The organism is Microbacterium sp. PAMC21962 (genome assembly GCF_019443465.1).
Taxonomy (GTDB): domain Bacteria; phylum Actinomycetota; class Actinomycetes; order Actinomycetales; family Microbacteriaceae; genus Microbacterium; species Microbacterium hominis.
The window spans coordinates 384,833-402,283 of sequence record NZ_CP080381.1 but is presented as its reverse complement, the minus strand read 5'-3'; the positions used below and the strand labels follow the sequence as shown (position 1 = coordinate 402,283).

General features: G+C 71.7%; 16 protein-coding genes. 13 read left to right on the top strand and 3 right to left on the bottom strand.

Annotated elements, in window-relative coordinates:
- Positions 1-11 precede the first annotated feature (11 nt).
- From KY498_RS01910 to KY498_RS01855, 12 genes are all read left to right on the top strand, one after another.
- The gene (locus tag KY498_RS01910) at positions 12-1,556 is read left to right on the top strand and encodes a tetratricopeptide repeat protein (RefSeq protein WP_191008622.1); all 1,545 of its coding nucleotides are present in this window, start codon (positions 12-14) and stop codon (positions 1,554-1,556) included.
- Between the two features lie 44 nt (positions 1,557-1,600).
- Positions 1,601-2,335: a DUF1361 domain-containing protein gene (locus tag KY498_RS01905; protein ID WP_191008623.1), complete on the top strand. Its 735-nt coding sequence runs from the start codon at positions 1,601-1,603 to the stop codon at positions 2,333-2,335.
- 153 nt (positions 2,336-2,488) lie between these two features.
- On the top strand, positions 2,489-3,118 hold the full coding sequence (rpsD, locus tag KY498_RS01900) for a 30S ribosomal protein S4 (RefSeq protein WP_060959594.1): 630 nt from the start codon (positions 2,489-2,491) through the stop codon (positions 3,116-3,118).
- Positions 3,119-3,241: 123 nt separating this feature from the next.
- Complete coding sequence (locus tag KY498_RS01895) at positions 3,242-3,523, top strand: ATPase (protein WP_223848932.1); 282 nt, start codon at positions 3,242-3,244, stop codon at positions 3,521-3,523.
- Between the two features lie 70 nt (positions 3,524-3,593).
- Positions 3,594-6,257 (top strand): alanine--tRNA ligase, encoded by a 2,664-nt coding sequence (alaS, locus tag KY498_RS01890; protein ID WP_191008625.1) that lies wholly within the window; start codon positions 3,594-3,596, stop codon positions 6,255-6,257.
- Positions 6,254-6,727: a Holliday junction resolvase RuvX gene (ruvX, locus tag KY498_RS01885; protein ID WP_060959596.1), complete on the top strand. Its 474-nt coding sequence runs from the start codon at positions 6,254-6,256 to the stop codon at positions 6,725-6,727. The genes alaS and ruvX overlap by 4 nt, the downstream gene beginning before the upstream one ends.
- Complete coding sequence (gene mltG / locus KY498_RS01880; RefSeq protein WP_191008626.1) at positions 6,727-8,265, top strand: endolytic transglycosylase MltG; 1,539 nt, start codon at positions 6,727-6,729, stop codon at positions 8,263-8,265. Before ruvX ends, mltG begins: the two co-directional genes overlap by 1 nt.
- Entirely contained in the window at positions 8,252-9,124 is an 873-nt protein-coding gene (locus tag KY498_RS01875; RefSeq protein WP_223849525.1) for a shikimate dehydrogenase, read from the top strand. The genes mltG and KY498_RS01875 overlap by 14 nt, the downstream gene beginning before the upstream one ends.
- A 4-nt stretch (positions 9,125-9,128) precedes the next feature.
- Positions 9,129-10,346, top strand: a complete 1,218-nt coding sequence (aroC, locus tag KY498_RS01870) for a chorismate synthase (protein WP_060958594.1) — start codon at positions 9,129-9,131, stop codon at positions 10,344-10,346.
- Positions 10,343-10,867: a shikimate kinase gene (locus tag KY498_RS01865; protein WP_060958595.1), complete on the top strand. Its 525-nt coding sequence runs from the start codon at positions 10,343-10,345 to the stop codon at positions 10,865-10,867. Before aroC ends, KY498_RS01865 begins: the two co-directional genes overlap by 4 nt.
- On the top strand, positions 10,864-11,943 hold the full coding sequence (gene aroB, locus KY498_RS01860; RefSeq protein WP_060958596.1) for a 3-dehydroquinate synthase: 1,080 nt from the start codon (positions 10,864-10,866) through the stop codon (positions 11,941-11,943). The genes KY498_RS01865 and aroB overlap by 4 nt, the downstream gene beginning before the upstream one ends.
- Entirely contained in the window at positions 11,940-12,476 is a 537-nt protein-coding gene (locus tag KY498_RS01855; RefSeq protein ID WP_223848934.1) for a GNAT family N-acetyltransferase, read from the top strand. Before aroB ends, KY498_RS01855 begins: the two co-directional genes overlap by 4 nt.
- A gap of 62 nt (positions 12,477-12,538) precedes the next feature.
- Here KY498_RS01855 and KY498_RS01850 read toward each other — a convergent pair whose 3' ends face one another.
- From KY498_RS01850 to KY498_RS01840, 3 genes are all read right to left on the bottom strand, one after another.
- Positions 12,539-13,867: an MFS transporter gene (locus KY498_RS01850; RefSeq protein WP_060958598.1), complete on the bottom strand. Its 1,329-nt coding sequence runs from the start codon at positions 13,865-13,867 to the stop codon at positions 12,539-12,541.
- 42 nt (positions 13,868-13,909) lie between these two features.
- Positions 13,910-14,806 (bottom strand): shikimate dehydrogenase, encoded by an 897-nt coding sequence (locus tag KY498_RS01845; protein ID WP_223848935.1) that lies wholly within the window; start codon positions 14,804-14,806, stop codon positions 13,910-13,912.
- A gap of 114 nt (positions 14,807-14,920) precedes the next feature.
- Complete coding sequence (locus tag KY498_RS01840; protein WP_191008627.1) at positions 14,921-15,541, bottom strand: TetR/AcrR family transcriptional regulator; 621 nt, start codon at positions 15,539-15,541, stop codon at positions 14,921-14,923.
- 82 nt (positions 15,542-15,623) lie between these two features.
- On the opposite strand from KY498_RS01840, the gene KY498_RS01835 reads away from it, so the two are divergent.
- Positions 15,624-17,441 (top strand): sugar phosphate isomerase/epimerase and 4-hydroxyphenylpyruvate domain-containing protein, encoded by a 1,818-nt coding sequence (locus KY498_RS01835; RefSeq protein WP_191008628.1) that lies wholly within the window; start codon positions 15,624-15,626, stop codon positions 17,439-17,441.
- Positions 17,442-17,451: the final 10 nt, after the last annotated feature.

Genomic DNA, 17,451 nt, shown 5'->3' with positions numbered 1-17,451 from the left:
AGGATCGGATGATGGACGACGACAGCGCAACAACCCCCTGGGTCCGCCTCGGCCACGAGACCGTCTACGACGGCTACACCACGGTGCGCCGTGACACCTACCGTCTTCCCGACGGCTCCGTCTCGGACTGGGACGTCCTCGTGCAGGGCGACACGGTCGCGGTGATCGCGGTGACGGACTCGGGCCGTGCGCTGCTGTTCGAGCAGTTCCGCGTCGGCCCGCGCATGCCCGTGCGGGAGCTTCCGGGCGGCCTCATCGATCCCGGTGAGGACCCGGTCACCGCAGCGGCGCGGGAGCTGCGGGAGGAGACCGGCCACCGCGCGGCGGCCCTGTTCCACGCCGGCTCGGAGTGGTCGGGCGCCAACTCGACGCGGCGCAAGCACGTCGTGATCGCCGCCGGATGCCGCCGCGTCGGCGAACCGCGATGGGAGACGGGCGAGACGGGCTCCGTCCTCACCGTCACCCTCGACGCCCTCATCGCCCACCTGTTGTCGGGAGACCTGAGCGACGCGGGGGAGGCGGTGCGGGGCCTGCAGGTCTTCCTGCGATCCGACCTCGACGATCCGACCCTCCGCGACCTGCAGGGCGTCGTCGGCTCGGCGTGGACGGGGCGCGACGGCGCCGCGGTCGGTGCGGCGACGGCGGCGGCGACGGCGGCGGATCCGGCGGCAGCGGAGGACGACCTCGACCGCTTCTGGGAGCACGTCGACCTCGAGCGACCGGACCGGGCCCGCGCCGACCTGGCCGCGATCCTGGCCGCCCGCGGGCAGGACGACGCCCGCGCGAGCTACGAACGCGCCTCTCTGCACGATTCCCTCGGAGAGGAGCGGGAGGCGATCCCGCTGTATCGCGACGCCCTCGGCCGGGGACTGGCGGGCCCGCACCGCACACGCGCGGTCATCCAGCTGGCCAGCTCCCTGCGAAACGTCGGCGAGTCCTCGGCCGCCATCGCCCTTCTGCGGGGCGTCGCCGACGACGACCCCCTCATCGACGCCGCCCGCGCCTTCCTCTCACTCGCGCTGTTCTCCGACGAGAAGCCGGCGCGCGCGCTGACCACCGCCCTCACCACCCTCGCTCCGCGACTGCCGCGCTATCAGCGCGCGGTCCGCGCGTATGCGGGCGAGCTGAGCGCACCCGATCGGGTCCGCGCCATCGCCGTCGGGCTCGTCGTGCACGACGGTCGCGTGCTGCTGGAGTCGTACCCCGCGAACGACCGGCACGGCGAGTTCCTCCGGGCGCCGGGCGGCGGAATCGCCTTCGGCGAGCCGGCCGCGGTGGCACTCGCCCGCGAGTTCGCGGAGGAGCTCGACGCCGCGCTCGACGACGTCGAGCCGCTCGGCGTCACCGAGAACATCTTCGATGGCCCCGCCGGACGCGGCCACGAGATCGTGCACGTCTTCCGGGTGCGCTCGCACACGCTCAGCGCCCTCCCCGTCGACGGGCGGATCGCGGTCGGCGACAGCCACACGAGCGTCGGCTGGTACGACATCGCCGCCGCGACGCGGGACACGACGCGGCCCGTGTACCCCGTCGGCATCCTCGACCTGCTCGGCTGACCCGCGCGCCCCGGCGCGCGCGGGCGATGTGCCAGGCTGGCGGGGTGTCGGCTCTGCTTCTCGGTGTCCTGGCGGTCGCGCTGCTCAACGTCTACGCCGCCGTGCTCGTCGTGCTGCGAGCCCGCGTGTACGCCGTGCGGCTGTACCGGCCGATGCTCGTGAACATCGGCCTGTCCTTCCTGCCGGTGCTGTTGGCGATCGTCTTCGGGGTCGGCTTCCTGCTGCTGACACCCGTGTTCGGCCGCGCGGCGCAGGTGGTCGACGGCGGCGGCACGGTCGCGATCTGGGTCTACCTCGTCATCGCGACCGCCGTCTGGCTGCTGTTCTTCCCGAACTCGGTCTACCTCATCACGGAGCTGAACTTCAGCCACCGCGCGCGGGCGACTCCCGTCCCGCTCTGGTACGACATCGTCCAGACGCTGGCGCTGACGCTGTCGGGCATCGCGAACGCCGTCCTCAGCCTGGCGGTCGTCCAGACGATGGTCGTCCTGCTGCTCGATCCGGCGGACCGGCGCATTCCCGGCGGGAGCTGGGTGTTCGCCGGGGTCGTGATCGTGCTCGGCGCCGTCGGGGTCTACCTCGGCCGCTACCTGCGGTTCAACAGCTGGGACGTGCGCCATCCCACCTCGATGATCCGCAAGCTCACCGGGCACCTCCGCCTGCGCGGGAAGGCGCTGGAGGCCTTCGGTTTCGTCCTGACGCACGCGCTGCTGATCGCGCTCCTGTACGTGCCGCTGTTCGCGCTGGGCTGGTCCGCGCTCAGCGGGGGAGCGCTCTGATAGGCTTGAGGGGCTCGAAACCGGTTTTCGGGCATCCCCTCTCTTCTTGACCGACCTTCCGGCATGCCCCGGCGTGCAGTCCGGACAGGGCGAGGAGAGGCGATACGTCCGCGAGGCGCGACAGTCGCGTCCGCGTAACGAAAGGAACACTTCGTGGCTACGAAGTCCCAGGACCGCCGCAAGGTGCGTCTGTCGCGTGCCCTCGGCATCGCGCTGACCCCCAAGGCAGCCAAGTACCTCGAGAAGCGCCCGTACGCCCCCGGCGAGCACGGCCGCACCAAGCGCAAGCAGGACAGCGACTTCGCCGTCCGTCTGCGCGAGAAGCAGCGTCTGCGCGAGCAGTACGGCATCCGCGAGAAGCAGATGCGCAACACGTTCAACGAGGCCCGCCGCAAGGACGGCCTGACCGGTGAGAACCTGGTCGAGCTGCTCGAGATGCGCCTCGACGCCCTCGTGCTGCGTGCCGGCTTCGCCCGCACCACCGCGCAGGCCCGTCAGCTCGTCGTGCACCGCCACATCCTCGTGGACGGCCAGCTCGTCGACCGCCCGTCGTTCCGTGTGAAGCCGGGTCAGCTCATCCACGTCAAGCCGAAGAGCGAGTCGCTGGAGCCCTTCCAGGTCGCCGCGCTCGGTGGCCACGCCGAGGTCCTGCCCCCCGTTCCGGGCTACCTCGAGGTCGAGCTCGACAAGCTCCAGGCGCGTCTCGTGCGTCGCCCCAAGCGCGCCGAGGTCCCCGTGACCGGTGACGTGCAGCTCGTCGTCGAGTACTACGCCGCGCGCTGAGCCGTTTCGACTCGCGGCATCCGCTCAGCGATCGGATGCCGCCCGAAGGGCGTCGGGGTTCCCCCGGCGCCCTTCGTCGTCCCCGCGCCCACCCGGATCACCCGTGCACCTAACATGGAACCCATGAAGAGCGTGCTGTGGTTCGTCGTCGGACTCGCGGGGGGCTTCGTCGCCGCCCACCTGGTGAACAAGGATCCGCGCGGCCACGAGGTGCTCGCGGAGGTCGATGCCCGCATCACCGAGTTCACCGACCGCATCGGCGAGGCCTATCGCGCCCAGGAGGCGAAGATCGACGGCATCGCCGAGAACGTCAAGGATGCCGCAGCCCACGCCGTGGAGGCCGCGAAGGATGCCGCCTCCAGCGCCGTCGACGCCGCGGCCGACGCCGTCGAGAACGCCGACTGACCCACCCCGCACCGTCCCCGTCCGGGACCGCCCGATCCCGCACGCCCGTGCTCTGCCGAGGAACCCACAGATGAAGACCGCCGAGATCGCCCAGCGCTACCTGGACTACTTCGAGAAGAACGGGCACACGATCGTGCCCTCGGCATCCCTGGTCACCGACGACCCGGCGCTGCTGTTCACCGTGGCCGGCATGGTGCCGTTCATCCCGTACCTGTCCGGCGACGTGCCGGCGCCCTACGCACGCGCGGCCGACAACCAGAAGTGCATCCGCACGAACGACATCGAAGAGGTCGGCAAGACGCCGCGCCACGGCACGTTCTTCCAGATGCTCGGCAACTGGTCGTTCGGCGACTACTTCAAGGAAGGCGCGATCCGCTACGCGTGGGAGCTGCTGACCACGGCGGAGGAGGAGGGCGGCCTCGGCTTCGACCCGAAGGACCTCTGGGTCACCGTCTACGAGGAGGACGACGAGGCGCACGACCTGTGGCTGCGCCTCACCGACCTGCCCGAGGAGCGCATCCAGCGCCTCGGCAAGGACACGAACTACTGGTCGACGGGTCTTCCCGGCCCCGCCGGTCCGTGCTCGGAGATCTTCTTCGACCGCGGTCCCGCCTACGGCATCGACGGGGGCCCGGCCACCGACGACGACCGCTACGTCGAGATCTGGAACCTCGTGTTCATGCAGTACGAGATCACCGACGTGCGCAGCAAGTACGACTTCACGATCGTCGGCGAGCTGCCGAACAAGAACATCGACACCGGCATGGGACTCGAGCGCATCGCGTTCCTCAAGCAGGGCGTCGACAACATGTACGAGACCGATCAGGTGCGCCCGGTGCTCGACGCCGCGGTCGCCCTCTCCGGAAAGGCGTACGGCGCGAACCACGAGGACGACGTGCGCTTCCGCGTCGTCGCCGACCACGTGCGCTCGTCACTGATGCTGCTGAGCGACGGCGTCACGCCCGCCAACGAGGGCCGCGGCTACATCCTGCGTCGCCTCATGCGCCGCGTCATCCGCTCGATGCGGCTGCTGGGCGTGGACGGCCCGACCTTCGAGATCCTCTTCGCCGCGTCGCGCGACGCGATGAAGGAGGCGTACCCGGTCGTGGGCATCGACTACGACCGTCTCGTCGCCTACGCCCTCGCCGAGGAGGCGACGTTCCTGCGCACGCTCGCGGCGGGCTCCGAGAACCTCGACGCCTCGATCGCCGCGGCCAAGGATGCCGGCGCCACCGCGATCGGCGGCGCGGAGGCGTTCCTCCTGCACGACACGTACGGGTTCCCGATCGATCTGACGATGGAGATCGTGGAGGAGGCGGGCCTGTCCGTCGACCGCGACGCGTTCGACTCGCTGATGCATGAGCAGCGCGCCCGCGCGAAGGCCGACGCCCGCTCGCGCAAGCGTCAGCTCGCCGACACGAGCGTGTACCGCGACTTCCGCGCGCACGGCGAGACGGTCTTCACCGGCTACACGGAGTGGGAGACCCCGTCGACCGTGCTCGGCCTGCTCGTCGACGGCGCTCCCGCCCAGCGCGCGCTGCAGGGCCAGATCGCCGAGGTGATCCTCGCCGAGACCTCGCTGTACGCCGAGAGCGGCGGCCAGGTCGCCGACAAGGGCGTCATCGTCGGCCCGGGCTACGAGCTCGAGGTGCTCGATGTGCAGCGTCCCGTCCCGGGTCTGGTGAGCCACACGGTCGAGGTCACCTCCGGCGAGGTCGGCGTCGGGCAGCCGGCGACGAGCGTCGTGGACGCCGTCAACCGTCGCGCCGCGCAGCAGGCCCACTCGGCGACCCACCTCGTGCACGCGGCCCTGCGCGACACCCTCGGCAGGTCCGCGACGCAGGCCGGATCGCTGAACCGCGCCGGTTACATGCGCTTCGACTTCTCGTGGGGCCAGACCCTGTCGGAGGCGACGAAGACGGAGATCGAGGAGATCGCGAACAACGCCGTGCGGGACAACCTGCAGGTGACCACGCGCGTGCTTCCCCTCGACGAGGCGAAGGCCGCCGGCGCGATGGCGCTGTTCGGCGAGAGGTACGGCGACACCGTGCGCATGGTGGACATCGGCGGCCCGTGGTCGCGTGAGCTGTGCGGCGGCACGCACGTCGCGTCCAGCGCCGAGATCGGTCTGATCAACCTCGTGGGGGAGTCCTCGGTGGGGGCGTCGACGCGCCGCGTCGAGGCCCTGGTCGGGCTGGACGCCTTCCGCGAGCTGGCGGCCGAGCGCGCCATCGTGTCGCAGCTGACCAGCTCGCTGAAGACGCCGAAGGATCAGCTCGCCGCCCGCGTCGCGGATCTCGCCGCGAGCCTCAAGGCCGCCGAGAAGCGCATCGCCCAGTTCGAGGCGAAGGCGCTGGAGAGCCGCCTACCCGAGTTGGCGGCGACGGCGCAGCAGATCGGGGCCTACCGTGTCGTCGCGCAGACGCTCGGCACGGCGGCATCCGCCGACGATGTGCGTACGCTCGCGCTGCAGATCCGCGAACGGGTCGGGGCCGGAGCCGTCGTGGCGCTCGGCGCCGACGTCGGCGGACGGCCGATCGTGATCGTCGCGACCGACGATGCGGCCCGCGGCGCCGGTGCGAAGGCCGGCGTGCTCGCCAAGACCGCCGCCGGCGTGCTCGGCGGCGGCGGGGGAGGCCGCGATGACGTCGCCCAGGGCGGCGGGACGGATGTGAGCGCCCTTCCGAGCGCGCTCACCGCCCTCACCCGCGCGCTGGAGACCCCGGGCGCGTGAGCGGATTCCGCCCGGGCGTGCGCCTCGGCATCGACGTCGGGAAAGCGCGCGTCGGGGTGGCGCGGTGCGACCGCGACGGCCTGCTGGCCGTCCCGGTCGAGACGGTGGCGCGCACCGACGCCGCCGTCGCGCGCATCGTGGAGCTCGCCGAGGAGTACTCCGCCATGGAGCTGCTGGTGGGCCTGCCGATCAGCCTCGCGGGCGGGGACACCGCGTCCACCGCGGACGCGCGGGAGTTCGCGGTGGCGCTGCGCGCGGCATCCGGGATCGACGTGCGACTGGTGGACGAGCGGCTCAGCACGGTGACCGCCCACGCGGCCCTGCGCAGCGCCGGGCGCTCTCAGCGTTCGTCTCGTAGGATTGTCGACCAAGTCGCCGCGGTGGTCCTGCTGCAGCAGGCGATCGATGTCGAGAAGAGCACCGGTGCCCCCGCCGGCGCCGCCGTGCCCGATCTGCAGGAGCCCGTCTGATGCCCGAAACCCCGCCGAACGACGATGAGTTCGCGGACCTGTTCAGCAAACTCCCGACGCCGCGGAGCGCGGCGCCGTCGTCCGGTGCTCCCGGGGGCTCCGAGACCCGTGCGAGCGACCGACCCCGCGCCGAGGAGCCGCCGGCCGTCCCGCCGTCGCGCCGCGCCGCCCGGGAAGCGGCCGCGGCGGGCGCCGCGACCTCCCCGGTCGCGAACGTGCCCGCCGCCGCGGCCGAGCCGCCCGCCGACCTCGCCGCGAGCGCGCCGCCCGTGTCGGCGCGCAGGGGGGAACCGGCCGGCCCCGTCGCCGCAGCCGATGCCGCCGGCGAGGGCGCCGTCGACGCACCGGAGCGCCGCGAGGAGCCGCCGTCGGAGCACCACCAGCTCGCCGCGCTGTTCCAGGCCGAAGAGCACGCCGAACGCGAGCGCGTGAAGCAGCACGACCGGGACCGCCGCAAGAGCCGCATCGCCGGCTGGGTGATCTTCGGCGTGATCCTCGCCATCGTCGGCGGGATCGCCGGTGGCGGCTTCTACGTGTGGAACACGTACGAGGACAAGATCCGCTCGTTCATGGGCTGGGAGGAGCCGAAGGACTACGAGGACGGCATCGCGGAGGGCGACGCGACGGTGACCATCGTCAGCGGCGACACCGGCTCGACGATCTCCACGACGCTCTTCCAGGCCGGGGTCACGAAGACCGACGGCGCGTTCTACGACTACCTCATCAAGACCGGCCAGAACCCGACCTTCCAGCCCGGCGTCTACGCGCTGAAGCAGAAGATGTCGTCCGCGGCGGCCCTGAAGGCCCTGGAGGATCCGGCCAGTCGTCGGGAGAACACGGCGCAGCTGCCCGAAGGCCTCACCATGGAGTCGACCCTCACGCGGCTCGCCGACGGCACCGGCATCCCGCTCGCCGATCTGCAGGCCGCCGCCGCCGACCCGTCGCAGTACGGCGTCGCGGCGACGACGCTGGAGGGCTGGCTGTTCCCGGCGACCTACACCTTCGACCCCGGCACGAGTGCGCAGCAGGTGATCAAGACCCTCGTGGACCGCACGGTCTCGTCGCTGGATGCCGCCGGCGTACCCGTCGACCAGCGTGAGCGCATCCTGACGGTCGCCTCGATCATCCAGCGCGAAGCGCGGTTCACCGCCGACTTCTACAAGGTGTCGCGCGTCATCGAGAACCGCCTGGACCCGGACAACGAGGAGACCCACGGCCTCCTGCAGATGGACTCCACCGCGCAGTACGGCTACAACGAGATCAACAAGGGCACGGCCAGCTCCTCGGCCGAGGCCCTCGCCAACGACAACCCGTGGAACACCTACCTCCACCCGGGTCTGCCGGTGGGGCCCATCGCGAACCCGGGCGACCTCGCGATCGACGCCGCCATGCACCCCGCCGACGGCCCCTGGCTGTACTTCGTGACCGTCAACCTCGAGACGGGCGAGACCGTGTTCAGCACGACCTACGCCGAGCACGAGAAGGCCGTCGCCCAGTGGCAGCAGTGGTGCGCCGCCAACGCCAGTGACGACTGCTGACGCCTCGACCGCCTCCGCGGCGCTGCCCTCGGGCACCGCTCTGGAGGTGTGGGGCGACCCCATCGACCACAGCCTGTCGCCACGGCTGCATCGCGCCGCGTACGCGCGGCTCGGCCTCGACTGGACCTACGGTCGGCGGCGCGTGGCCGCGGCCGATCTCCGCGCCGTTCTGGACGGCCTGCCGCCCGCTTTCCGCGGGCTGTCGCTGACCTTCCCGCTGAAGGCCGAGGCGTTCGCCGCGGCCACCCGCCGCGACCGCACCGCGACGCTCACCGGTGCCGTCAACACGCTGGTGCTCACCGAAGGGGACCGGGTCGGGTTCAACACCGACGTCGGCGGCATCGTCGCGGACGTGCGCGCGCAGGGCGTCGACGGCGTGGATCGGGCGCGCATCGTGGGCGCCGGCGCGACGGCGACATCCGCCCTCGTCGCCTTGGCCCAGCTGGGCGCGCAGACGGTCGAGGTCGTCGCGCGGCGCCCCGAGGCGGCCGCCGCCCTCCTCGAGCTGGGCGCGCGCCTGTCGGTGCGGGTGACGACGGCCCCGACGGATGCCGAGGCCCCGGCATCCGTGGATCTCACCGTCTCGACGCTGCCGGGCGGCACCACCCTCGCCGACGAGACCTGCCGCCGCCTGGCCGCCGGCGGCGGGCTCCTCTACGACGTCGTCTACGGGCACTGGCCCACCGATCTCGCCCGGGCGTGGGAGGACGCCGGCGCTCCCGCCGTCGACGGGCGCGGGATGCTGCTGCACCAGGCGGTGCTGCAGATCCGGGCGTTCCTGACGGGGGATCCGGAAGTGCCGCTCGCCGACGAGGTTGCCGTCGTGGACGTCATGGCCCGCGCGCTCGTGGGAGACTAGGCGAATGCTCCGCGTGCTCACGGCCGGCGAATCGCACGGCCCCGAACTCGTCGCCTTCATGGAGGGACTGCCCGCCGGCGTCCCCGTCTCGCGCGCCGCCATCCAGGCCGATCTCGCGCGCCGCAAGCTCGGCTACGGCCGCGGCTCGCGGATGAAGTTCGAAGAGGACGAACTCACCATCTCGTCCGGCGTCCGACACGGCTTCAGCATGGGAAGCCCGATCGCCCTGCGCATCGGCAACACCGAATGGCCGAAGTGGACCGAGGTCATGAGCGCGGAGCCCGTCGAGCTGACGGAGAAGTCCCGCGGCCGCGGGGCCGCTCTCACCCGCCCGCGCCCCGGACACGCCGACCTCGTCGGCATGCAGAAGTACGGTTTCGACGAAGCCCGCCCGATCCTGGAGCGCGCCAGCGCCCGCGAGACCGCGGCGCGCGTCGCCCTCGGTGCGATCGCCCGGGGCTTCCTCGGCGAGCTCGGCATCCGTCTCGTGAGCCACACCCTCTCGATCGGTCCCGTGCAGGTGCCCTCCGACGCGGCGCTGCCGACCCCCGACGACGTCGAGGCGCTCGACGCCGATCCGCTGCGGTGCTTCGACCCCGCGACATCGGCGCGGATGGTGGCCGAGGTGGATGCCGCGAAGAAGGACGGCGACACGCTCGGCGGCATCGTGGAGGTGCTCGCGTACGGGCTGCCGCCCGGCCTCGGTTCGCACGTGCAGTGGGACCGCCGCCTCGACGGCCGGCTCGCGCAGGCCCTCATGAGCATCCAGGCCATCAAGGGCGTCGAGGTGGGCGACGGCTTCGAGACCACGCGCCGGCGCGGGTCGGCCGCCCACGACGAGCTGTTCGCGGCGTCGGAGGGCATCACGCGCGCCTCCGACAAGGCGGGCGGCACCGAGGGCGGCATGTCCACCGGCACCGTCCTGCGCGTGCGCGCCGGGATGAAGCCGATCGCGACCGTCCCGCACGCTCTGCGCACGATCGACGTCGCGACCGGCGAGGCCGCGACGGCCCACCACCAGCGCTCCGACGTGTGCGCGGTGCCCGCGGCCGGCGTGGTCGCCGAGGCGATGGTGGCGATCGTGCTCGCGGAGGCGGTGCTGGAGAAGTTCGGCGGCGACAGCGTCGCCGAGACGCGGCGGAATCTCGAGGGCTACCTCGCCGCCATCCCGGGCACCCTGCAGACGGCGTCTGACAGCGACGACGCCCTGTCGCTCGGATGACGGGGCGCGCACTCGTCCTGATCGGGCCGATGGGAGCCGGCAAGACGAGCGTCGGCCGCCGCGTCGCGAGGGCCCTGGATCGACCGTTCACCGACACCGACAAGATCGTCGTCCGCGATCACGGGGCGATCGCCGACCTGTTCACCACGCACGGCGAGGCGCACTTCCGCTCCGTCGAGCGCCTCGCGGTGCAGGAGGCCCTCGCCGTCGGCGGGGTGGTCGCCCTCGGCGGCGGGTCGGTCCTCGACCCCGCCACCCGCGATGACCTCCGACGGCACGACGTCGTGCTGCTGACCGTTCAGCCGCACATCATCGCCTCGCGCATCGGAGGCGGCGCGCGCCCGCTCCTGGCCGGCGAAGACCCCGTGGCGCGCTGGACCCGCATCTTCGATGAACGGCGCCCCGTGTACGAGCAGGTCGCCGACATCACCTTCGACACCTCGACCGGACCCCTCGCCGATGTCGTGGCCGGCATCGTCGACTGGGTGCACGCAGACGCCCGGCGTCAGGAGGACTCATGAGCGAGAACACCGTCATCACCGTCGCGGGAGATCAGCCCTACGACATCACGATCGGCCGCGACATCCTTCCCCTCGTCGGCTCGGCGCTGCCCGAGACGGCCCGCAAGGTGCTCGTGATCCACCCGCCGACCCTGGCGGCGCAGGCGGCGCAGCTGCGAGAGCTGCTGATGACGACCGAGCGTCAGGTGCTCCTGGCCGAGATCCCCGATGCCGAGTCCGGCAAGCGGGTCGAGGTCGCGGCCTTCTGCTGGCAGGTGATGGGACAGGCCGACTTCACCCGCACCGACGCCGTCGTCGGCTTCGGCGGCGGCGCGGTCACCGATCTCGCCGGGTTCGTGGCCGCCACCTGGCTGCGCGGCGTGGCGGTCGTCCAGGTGCCCACCACCGTGCTCGGCATGGTCGACGCCGCCGTGGGCGGCAAGACCGGGATCAACACCGCGGAGGGCAAGAACCTCGTCGGAGCGTTCTGGCCGCCGCGCGCCGTCGTCTGCGATCTGGCGATGCTCGACTCGCTGAGCCGCAACGAGCGGGTGGCCGGTTTCGCCGAGGTCGTCAAGGCGGGGTTCATCTGGTACCCGGAGATCCTCGACCTGATCGAGGCCGACCCCGACGCCGCCGTCGACCCGCAGTCGCCCGCCTTCCGCCGCTGCATCGAGCTGGCCATCGAGATGAAGGCTCGCGTCGTGGGGGAGGACCTCCGCGAGGCGGGGCTTCGGGAGGTGCTCAACTACGGTCACACGCTGGGTCACGCGATCGAGCACGCCGAGCGGTACCAATGGCGCCACGGCGCCGCCATCTCGGTGGGGATGCTGTTCGCCGCCGAGCTGTCGCGGCTGGCGGGGCGTCTCTCGGACGACGCCGCCGCCCGGCACCGCCGCATCCTCGAGCTGCTGGGCCTGCCCACCTCCTACCGCTCGGGAGCATGGAAGCAGCTGCTGGCGACGATGCAGCGCGACAAGAAGACGCGGGGCGCGATGCTCCGTTTCATCGTGCTCGACGACATCGCCAAGCCGACGGTCCTCCAGGCACCGGACGAGTCGCTGCTCTTCGCCGCCTATCAGGACGTCGCGGAGTGACGGACGAGCCGGACGTCCGCCGCGTGCGGATGCCGGAATGGCGCCAGGTGCGCGACCTGCGGATCGAGGCCGTCGGCGATCCCGCGGCATCCATCGCGTTCCTGACCACCATCGAGCAGGAGCGAGCGCGCGACGACTCCTTCTGGCGTGAGCGGGCCGCGGGCGCCGCGATCGGCGCGGATGCGGCGCAGTTCATCGCCGACGACGGCGGCCGCTGGGTCGGAACGGTCACGGTGCTCCTGCGGGAGCCGGGGGCATCGGATCATCTCGATCGCGCCGTGACGGCGTCGCGAGCGGACCTCGTGGGCGTCTACGTCGCGCCCTCGCACCGGGCGACGGGGCTGCTCGGGCGACTCGTCGACGCCGCCCACGACTGGGCCCTCGACCGCGGTGCCGAGGCGCTGACCCTCGACGTGCACGTCGACAACGCCCCCGCGCAGGCCGCTTACCGCCGGCTCGGCTTCGTGCCGACGGGGGAGACGTTCTCGAGCGCGATCGGCGCCGAGATCGTGATGCGGCGCCCCCGCCCCTGAGCGGCACACGGCCGTACGCCGCGCCCCGGCGAGGGGACGCGGCGTACGGCCGTTCCGGCGCGTCAGGCCGAGACGCTCTCCCTCGTCCGCACGGTCGTGCGCGGGAGGCCCAGCTGCGCAGTCGGGACGCTGCGGGTCTCGCGCGCCGTCGCCGCGCTGACGATGGCGATGAGGGCGATCACGGCGGTGAAGATGCTGATGACGACCCACCCGCCGGGGGCGACGCCGCCCAGCGCGGTGACGATCGAGGGAGCGAACCCGGCCATGAGGAAGCCGAGCTGGGTGCCGATCGCCATTCCGGAGAAGCGCACCCGCGTCGAGAACATCTCGCCGTAGAACGACGGCCACACCGCGTTGGCCGCCGCGTAGCCGAACGAGAAGGTCAGCACGGCGAGCACGAGGGTGAGGAAGGTGTTGCCGCTGCTCATCGAGAGCATGTAGAAGGGCATCAGCGCCGCCGACGCAGCCGCGCCGTAGATGAAGACGGGCTTGCGTCCGTAGCGGTCGGCGAGGGTACCGAAGAAGGGCTGCGTGCCGAGCGCGACGACGTTGGCGATGACGACGAGCCAGAGGGTCAGGCTCTCCGCCAGTCCCACCTGCTTGCCGTAGGCCAGGGCGAGGTTGCCGAAGACCGTCGAGACGGCGGCGATGAAGGCGCAGAAGATCACGCGCAGGACGTCGCGCCAGTGATCGCGCAGCAACGGGATCAGGGGCAGACGGGCGATCTTGCCCTCCGCCTTCGCGTCCTCGAACTCGGGGGTCTCGTGAAGGGAGCGACGGATGACGTAGGCGACCACGACGACGACGGCGCTCAGCCAGAAGGGGATGCGCCAGCCCCAGCTGAACTTGAGCTCGTCGGGCATGGCGACCACCGGGATGAAGATCAGCGCCGCGAGGATCTGCCCGCCCTGTGTGCCGGTCAGCGTCCAGGAGGTGAAGAACGAGCGTCGGTCGTCGGGTGCGTGCTCGAGGGTCAGCGACGACGCGCCGGCCTGCTCGCCGGCGGCGGACAGTCCCTGCAGGAGCCGGCACAGCACGAGCAGCGCCGGGGCGGCCCAGCCGATCTGTGCGAAGCCGGGGAGGCAGCCGATGATGAACGTCGATGCCCCCATCAGGATGAGGGTGAACATCAGCACCTTCTGACGGCCGATGCGGTCGCCGAAGTGGCCGAGGATGACCGCGCCGAACGGACGCGCGATGTAGGCGAACCCGAACGTGGCGAACGACATCACCAGTGCGGCCTGGTCACCGCTGGGGAAGAAGACGGTGGGGAAGATCAGCGCGGCGGCGGAGCCGAACAGGAAGAAGTCGTAGTACTCGACGGCGCTGCCCATGAAAGAGGCCACGGCGGCTCTGACAGGGGTCTTCCGCGCCATTGCGGATTCGGACATCGGTGGTTCTCCTTCGAAGGGGACGTGAGCGCCGGACTCGGGTCAGCGGGTGAGCACGTCGTGGTCGGCGGCCACGAGAGCGTGGAAGTGGGCGGACATCCGATCGGCGTCGGGCCGGATGCCGGTGATCAGCTCGAAGGCGTCGACGGCCTGGAACACGGCCATCCGTCCGCCGTCGAGCGTCGGAGCCCCGAGAGCGCGCGCGGCCCGCAGCAGCGCCGTCTCATAGGGGCGGTAGACGATGTCGGCGACCCAGAGGGTCGGCCGCAGGAGCACCGCGTCGACGGGCATCCCGGGGTGTTCGGCCATCCCCGTGGGCGTGCAGTGGACCAGTCCGTCCGCCGCGGCCAGCAGGACGGCCAGCTCGTCGGCGGCACCGACGGCGACGCGCTCGACTCCGTGGCGCGACCGCAGATCGTCGACCAGTTCCGCCGCGCGACGGCCGTCGATGTCGACCACGATCAGTCGACCGACGCCACCGCGCAGGAGCGCATCGGCGACCGCCGACCCCGCACCTCCGGCACCGAGCTGCACGACGCGGTCGGTCGCGACGCCGGGGAGGCCGGACACGAACCCGGCGGCGAAGCCGGTCGTGTCGGTGTTGTGGCCGATACGGCCCTCCGGCGTGAACAGCACGGTGTTGACGGCACCGAGCGCCGCGGCCAGCGGGTCGAGGTGGTCGAGGTGGTCCAGGACGAGCCGCTTGCACGGATGCGTGACGTTGAGGGCGTCGTAGCCGAGGCGCTCCGCCCACGTGAGGATGTCGCCGATTGCGGTGGGGGACAGGCCGAGCGCCGTGATGTCGAGGGGGCGGTAGACGTACTCGAGACCGAGCTCGCGCGCGGCCGCCATGTGCATCGGCGGCGTGAGCGAGGGCGTGACCCCGCTGCCGACGAGTCCCACGAGATAGGGACGCCGAGCGGTGTGGGTGACGATCACGGGTGTACTCCTTCGTACGCTCCGGTCTATGTACTAACCGGTACGTTCAGAGTGAACCACGGCAATTCCACGACGTCAAGGATCGGCCGGGAAAAACCCCGGCCATCCTCGCGCTCAGCGCGCGGCGAGCCAGGAGACGACGACGTCGCCGATGAGCGCGCGCAGGTGCGCACTGCGGTCGTCGAAGTCCATGTCGAACAGGTAGCCGAAGGTGTGACGGTTGGCCACCTGGAACACGCAGTAGGCGCTGATGACCAGGTGCACGTCGATCGCGTCGACATCGGACCGCAGGACGCCGTCGGCGCGCCCGCGCTCCAAGATGTCGTCGAGCAGCGTCTTGGCCGGCTGGGAGAGGGAGCGCAGCGCATCGATGCGGCGGATGAACGCTCCACGATGGATGTTCTCGATCGAGACCAGACGGATGAAGTCGTCGTGGGTGACGTGATAGTCGAACGTCAGCTCCGCCAGCTCCCGGATCGCCGCGAGGGGATCGGTGTGGGCCAGGTCGATCCCGCGCTCCGCATCACGGATGCCGCGATACGCGTTCTCGAGCACCGCGAGATACAGGCCCTCCTTGCTGCCGAAGTAGTAGTAGATCATCCGCTTCGTCGTGCGGGTGCGCTCCGCGATGTCGTCGACACGCGCACCCGAGTAGCCGTCCTGCGCGAACACCTCCGTCGCCACCGCGAGCAGCTCCGCCCGGGTGCGTTCCGCGTCGCGCTGCTGGACCACCATCCGCTCAGGATATCGACGGGCGAGACCGAACCTCGCAGGCGAGGCCTACCGCACGTATGTACCGGATGGTACATTTCCCGGCATGAGAACCTCGATCGCGACCGTGTGCGTCAGCGGCACTCTCGTCGACAAGCTGCACGCCTGCGCCGAGGCCGGCTTCGACGGCGTCGAGGTCTTCGAGCCCGACCTGGTCGCGGCGCCCGAGAGCCCGGAGGAGATCCGCGCCGTCGCCGACCGCCTCGGCCTGACGCTCGATCTCTTCCAGCCGCTGCGCGACGTCGAAGGCGTCGACGAGGCGGAGTTCGCCCGGGTGCTGCACCGCGCCGAGGCGAAGTTCGCCCTCGCCGCGCGCTTGGGCATCGGCCTCGTGCTGTGCTGCAGCAACGTGGCGACGGCGACGGTCGACGACGACGAGGTGAGCGCGGTGCAGCTGCGCCGCCTCGGCGATGTCGCCGCGCGGCACGGTGTGCGCATCGCGTTCGAAGCGCTCGCCTGGGGACGCTTCATCGACGACTACCGCCGGGCGTGGCGGGTCGTGCAGCTCGCCGACCACCCGGCCGTGGGGCTGTGCCTCGACTCGTTCCACATCCTCTCGCGCGGCCACGACCCGTCCGCGATCCGCGACATCCCGGGCGAGCGCATCTTCTTCCTGCAGCTGTCCGACGCGCCGCGACTGTCGATGGACGTGCTGTCGTGGAGCCGGCACCACCGCCTGTTCCCGGGGGAGGGCAGCTTCGATCTCGTCGGCTTCATGGGTCAGGTGCTGCACGCCGGCTACTCGGGGCCGTGGTCGCTCGAGGTCTTCAACGACACCTTCCGACAGACGGACTCCGCGCGCACGGCGCTGCACGCGCACCGGTCCCTGAAGTGGCTCGAGGACGCCGTGGCGCGTCGGTATCCCGATCTGCCCGACCTGGAGATGCTGCCCGACTCCGCAGCGCCCTCCGGCATCGACTTCGTCGAGATCCGCGCCGAGGACACCTCTCCGGTCGAAGCGCTGCTCTCGCAGGCGGGATTCACCTCCCGCGGACGCCACCGCTCCAAGCCGGTGACGTTGTGGTCGGCCGGGCGGGCGCGGGTCGTACTCAACGAGCAGCACGCGCGCGACATGGCACCCCACCTGGCCGCCGTCGGGTTCGAGGTCGACGACGCGGAGGCCGTGTCGCGCCGCGTCGACGCCCTGCAGACGCCCCGGGCCTACCGACGCACCTACGCCCGCGAGCAGCAGCTCGACGCCGCCGTGGCCCCCGGCGGGATGGCGGTGTTCTGGACGCAGGCCGCCGACGCCGGCGAACCCTCCTGGACCCGCGAGTTCGAGCACGGCGAGGTCGCCGCCGCGAGCGCCGTGACGGGCTTCGACCATGTCAGCATGACGCAGCCGTGGCAGGAGATCGACGAGACGACGCTGTTCTACACGGCGGCCTTCGGCCTCCACGTCGCCAGCAGCACCGACGTGCCGGGCCCGCAGGGGCTGGTGCGCAGCCGGGTCCTCGCCGGGCCCGGCGAGGACGGCGTGCGACTGCCGCTGAACGTTGCGCCCCCGATCGTGGCCGAACAGGGCAGCGCCACGGGTCTGGCGCAGCACGTCGCGTTCGCGTGCGACGACGTCCGCGCGCTGGCCCGCGCGTCCCGCGCGCGGGGGATGCAGCTGCTGCGCATGCCGCAGAACTACTACGACGACCTCGCGGCCCGCTTCGACCTGCCGACCGAAGTCATCAGCGAGCTGCGCGCGCTCGACATCGCGTACGACCGCGACGCCGACGGCGAGTACCTGCACGTCTACACCCGCACCGTCGGGCAGATCTTCTGGGAGTTCGTGGAGCGCCGCGACGGCTACGCCGGCTTCGGCGCCGGAAACGCCCCCATCCGCCTCACCGCGCAAGGCGACGCCGCCCGGTGAGCGGCCGCGC

Excerpts from the sequence above, each read along its gene's own strand:
- KY498_RS01910 (WP_191008622.1), top strand. The coding sequence starts at position 12 with ATGGACGACGACAGCGCAACAACCCCCTGGGTCCGCCTCGGCCACGAG.
- KY498_RS01895 (WP_223848932.1), top strand. The coding sequence starts at position 3,242 with ATGAAGAGCGTGCTGTGGTTCGTCGTCGGACTCGCGGGGGGCTTCGTC.
- alaS (WP_191008625.1), top strand. The coding sequence starts at position 3,594 with ATGAAGACCGCCGAGATCGCCCAGCGCTACCTGGACTACTTCGAGAAG.
- mltG (WP_191008626.1), top strand. The coding sequence starts at position 6,727 with ATGCCCGAAACCCCGCCGAACGACGATGAGTTCGCGGACCTGTTCAGC.
- aroC (WP_060958594.1), top strand. The coding sequence starts at position 9,129 with ATGCTCCGCGTGCTCACGGCCGGCGAATCGCACGGCCCCGAACTCGTC.
- KY498_RS01865 (WP_060958595.1), top strand. The coding sequence starts at position 10,343 with ATGACGGGGCGCGCACTCGTCCTGATCGGGCCGATGGGAGCCGGCAAG.
- aroB (WP_060958596.1), top strand. The coding sequence starts at position 10,864 with ATGAGCGAGAACACCGTCATCACCGTCGCGGGAGATCAGCCCTACGAC.
- KY498_RS01850 (WP_060958598.1), bottom strand. The coding sequence starts at position 13,867 with ATGTCCGAATCCGCAATGGCGCGGAAGACCCCTGTCAGAGCCGCCGTG.
- KY498_RS01840 (WP_191008627.1), bottom strand. The coding sequence starts at position 15,541 with ATGGTGGTCCAGCAGCGCGACGCGGAACGCACCCGGGCGGAGCTGCTC.
- KY498_RS01835 (WP_191008628.1), top strand. The coding sequence starts at position 15,624 with ATGAGAACCTCGATCGCGACCGTGTGCGTCAGCGGCACTCTCGTCGAC.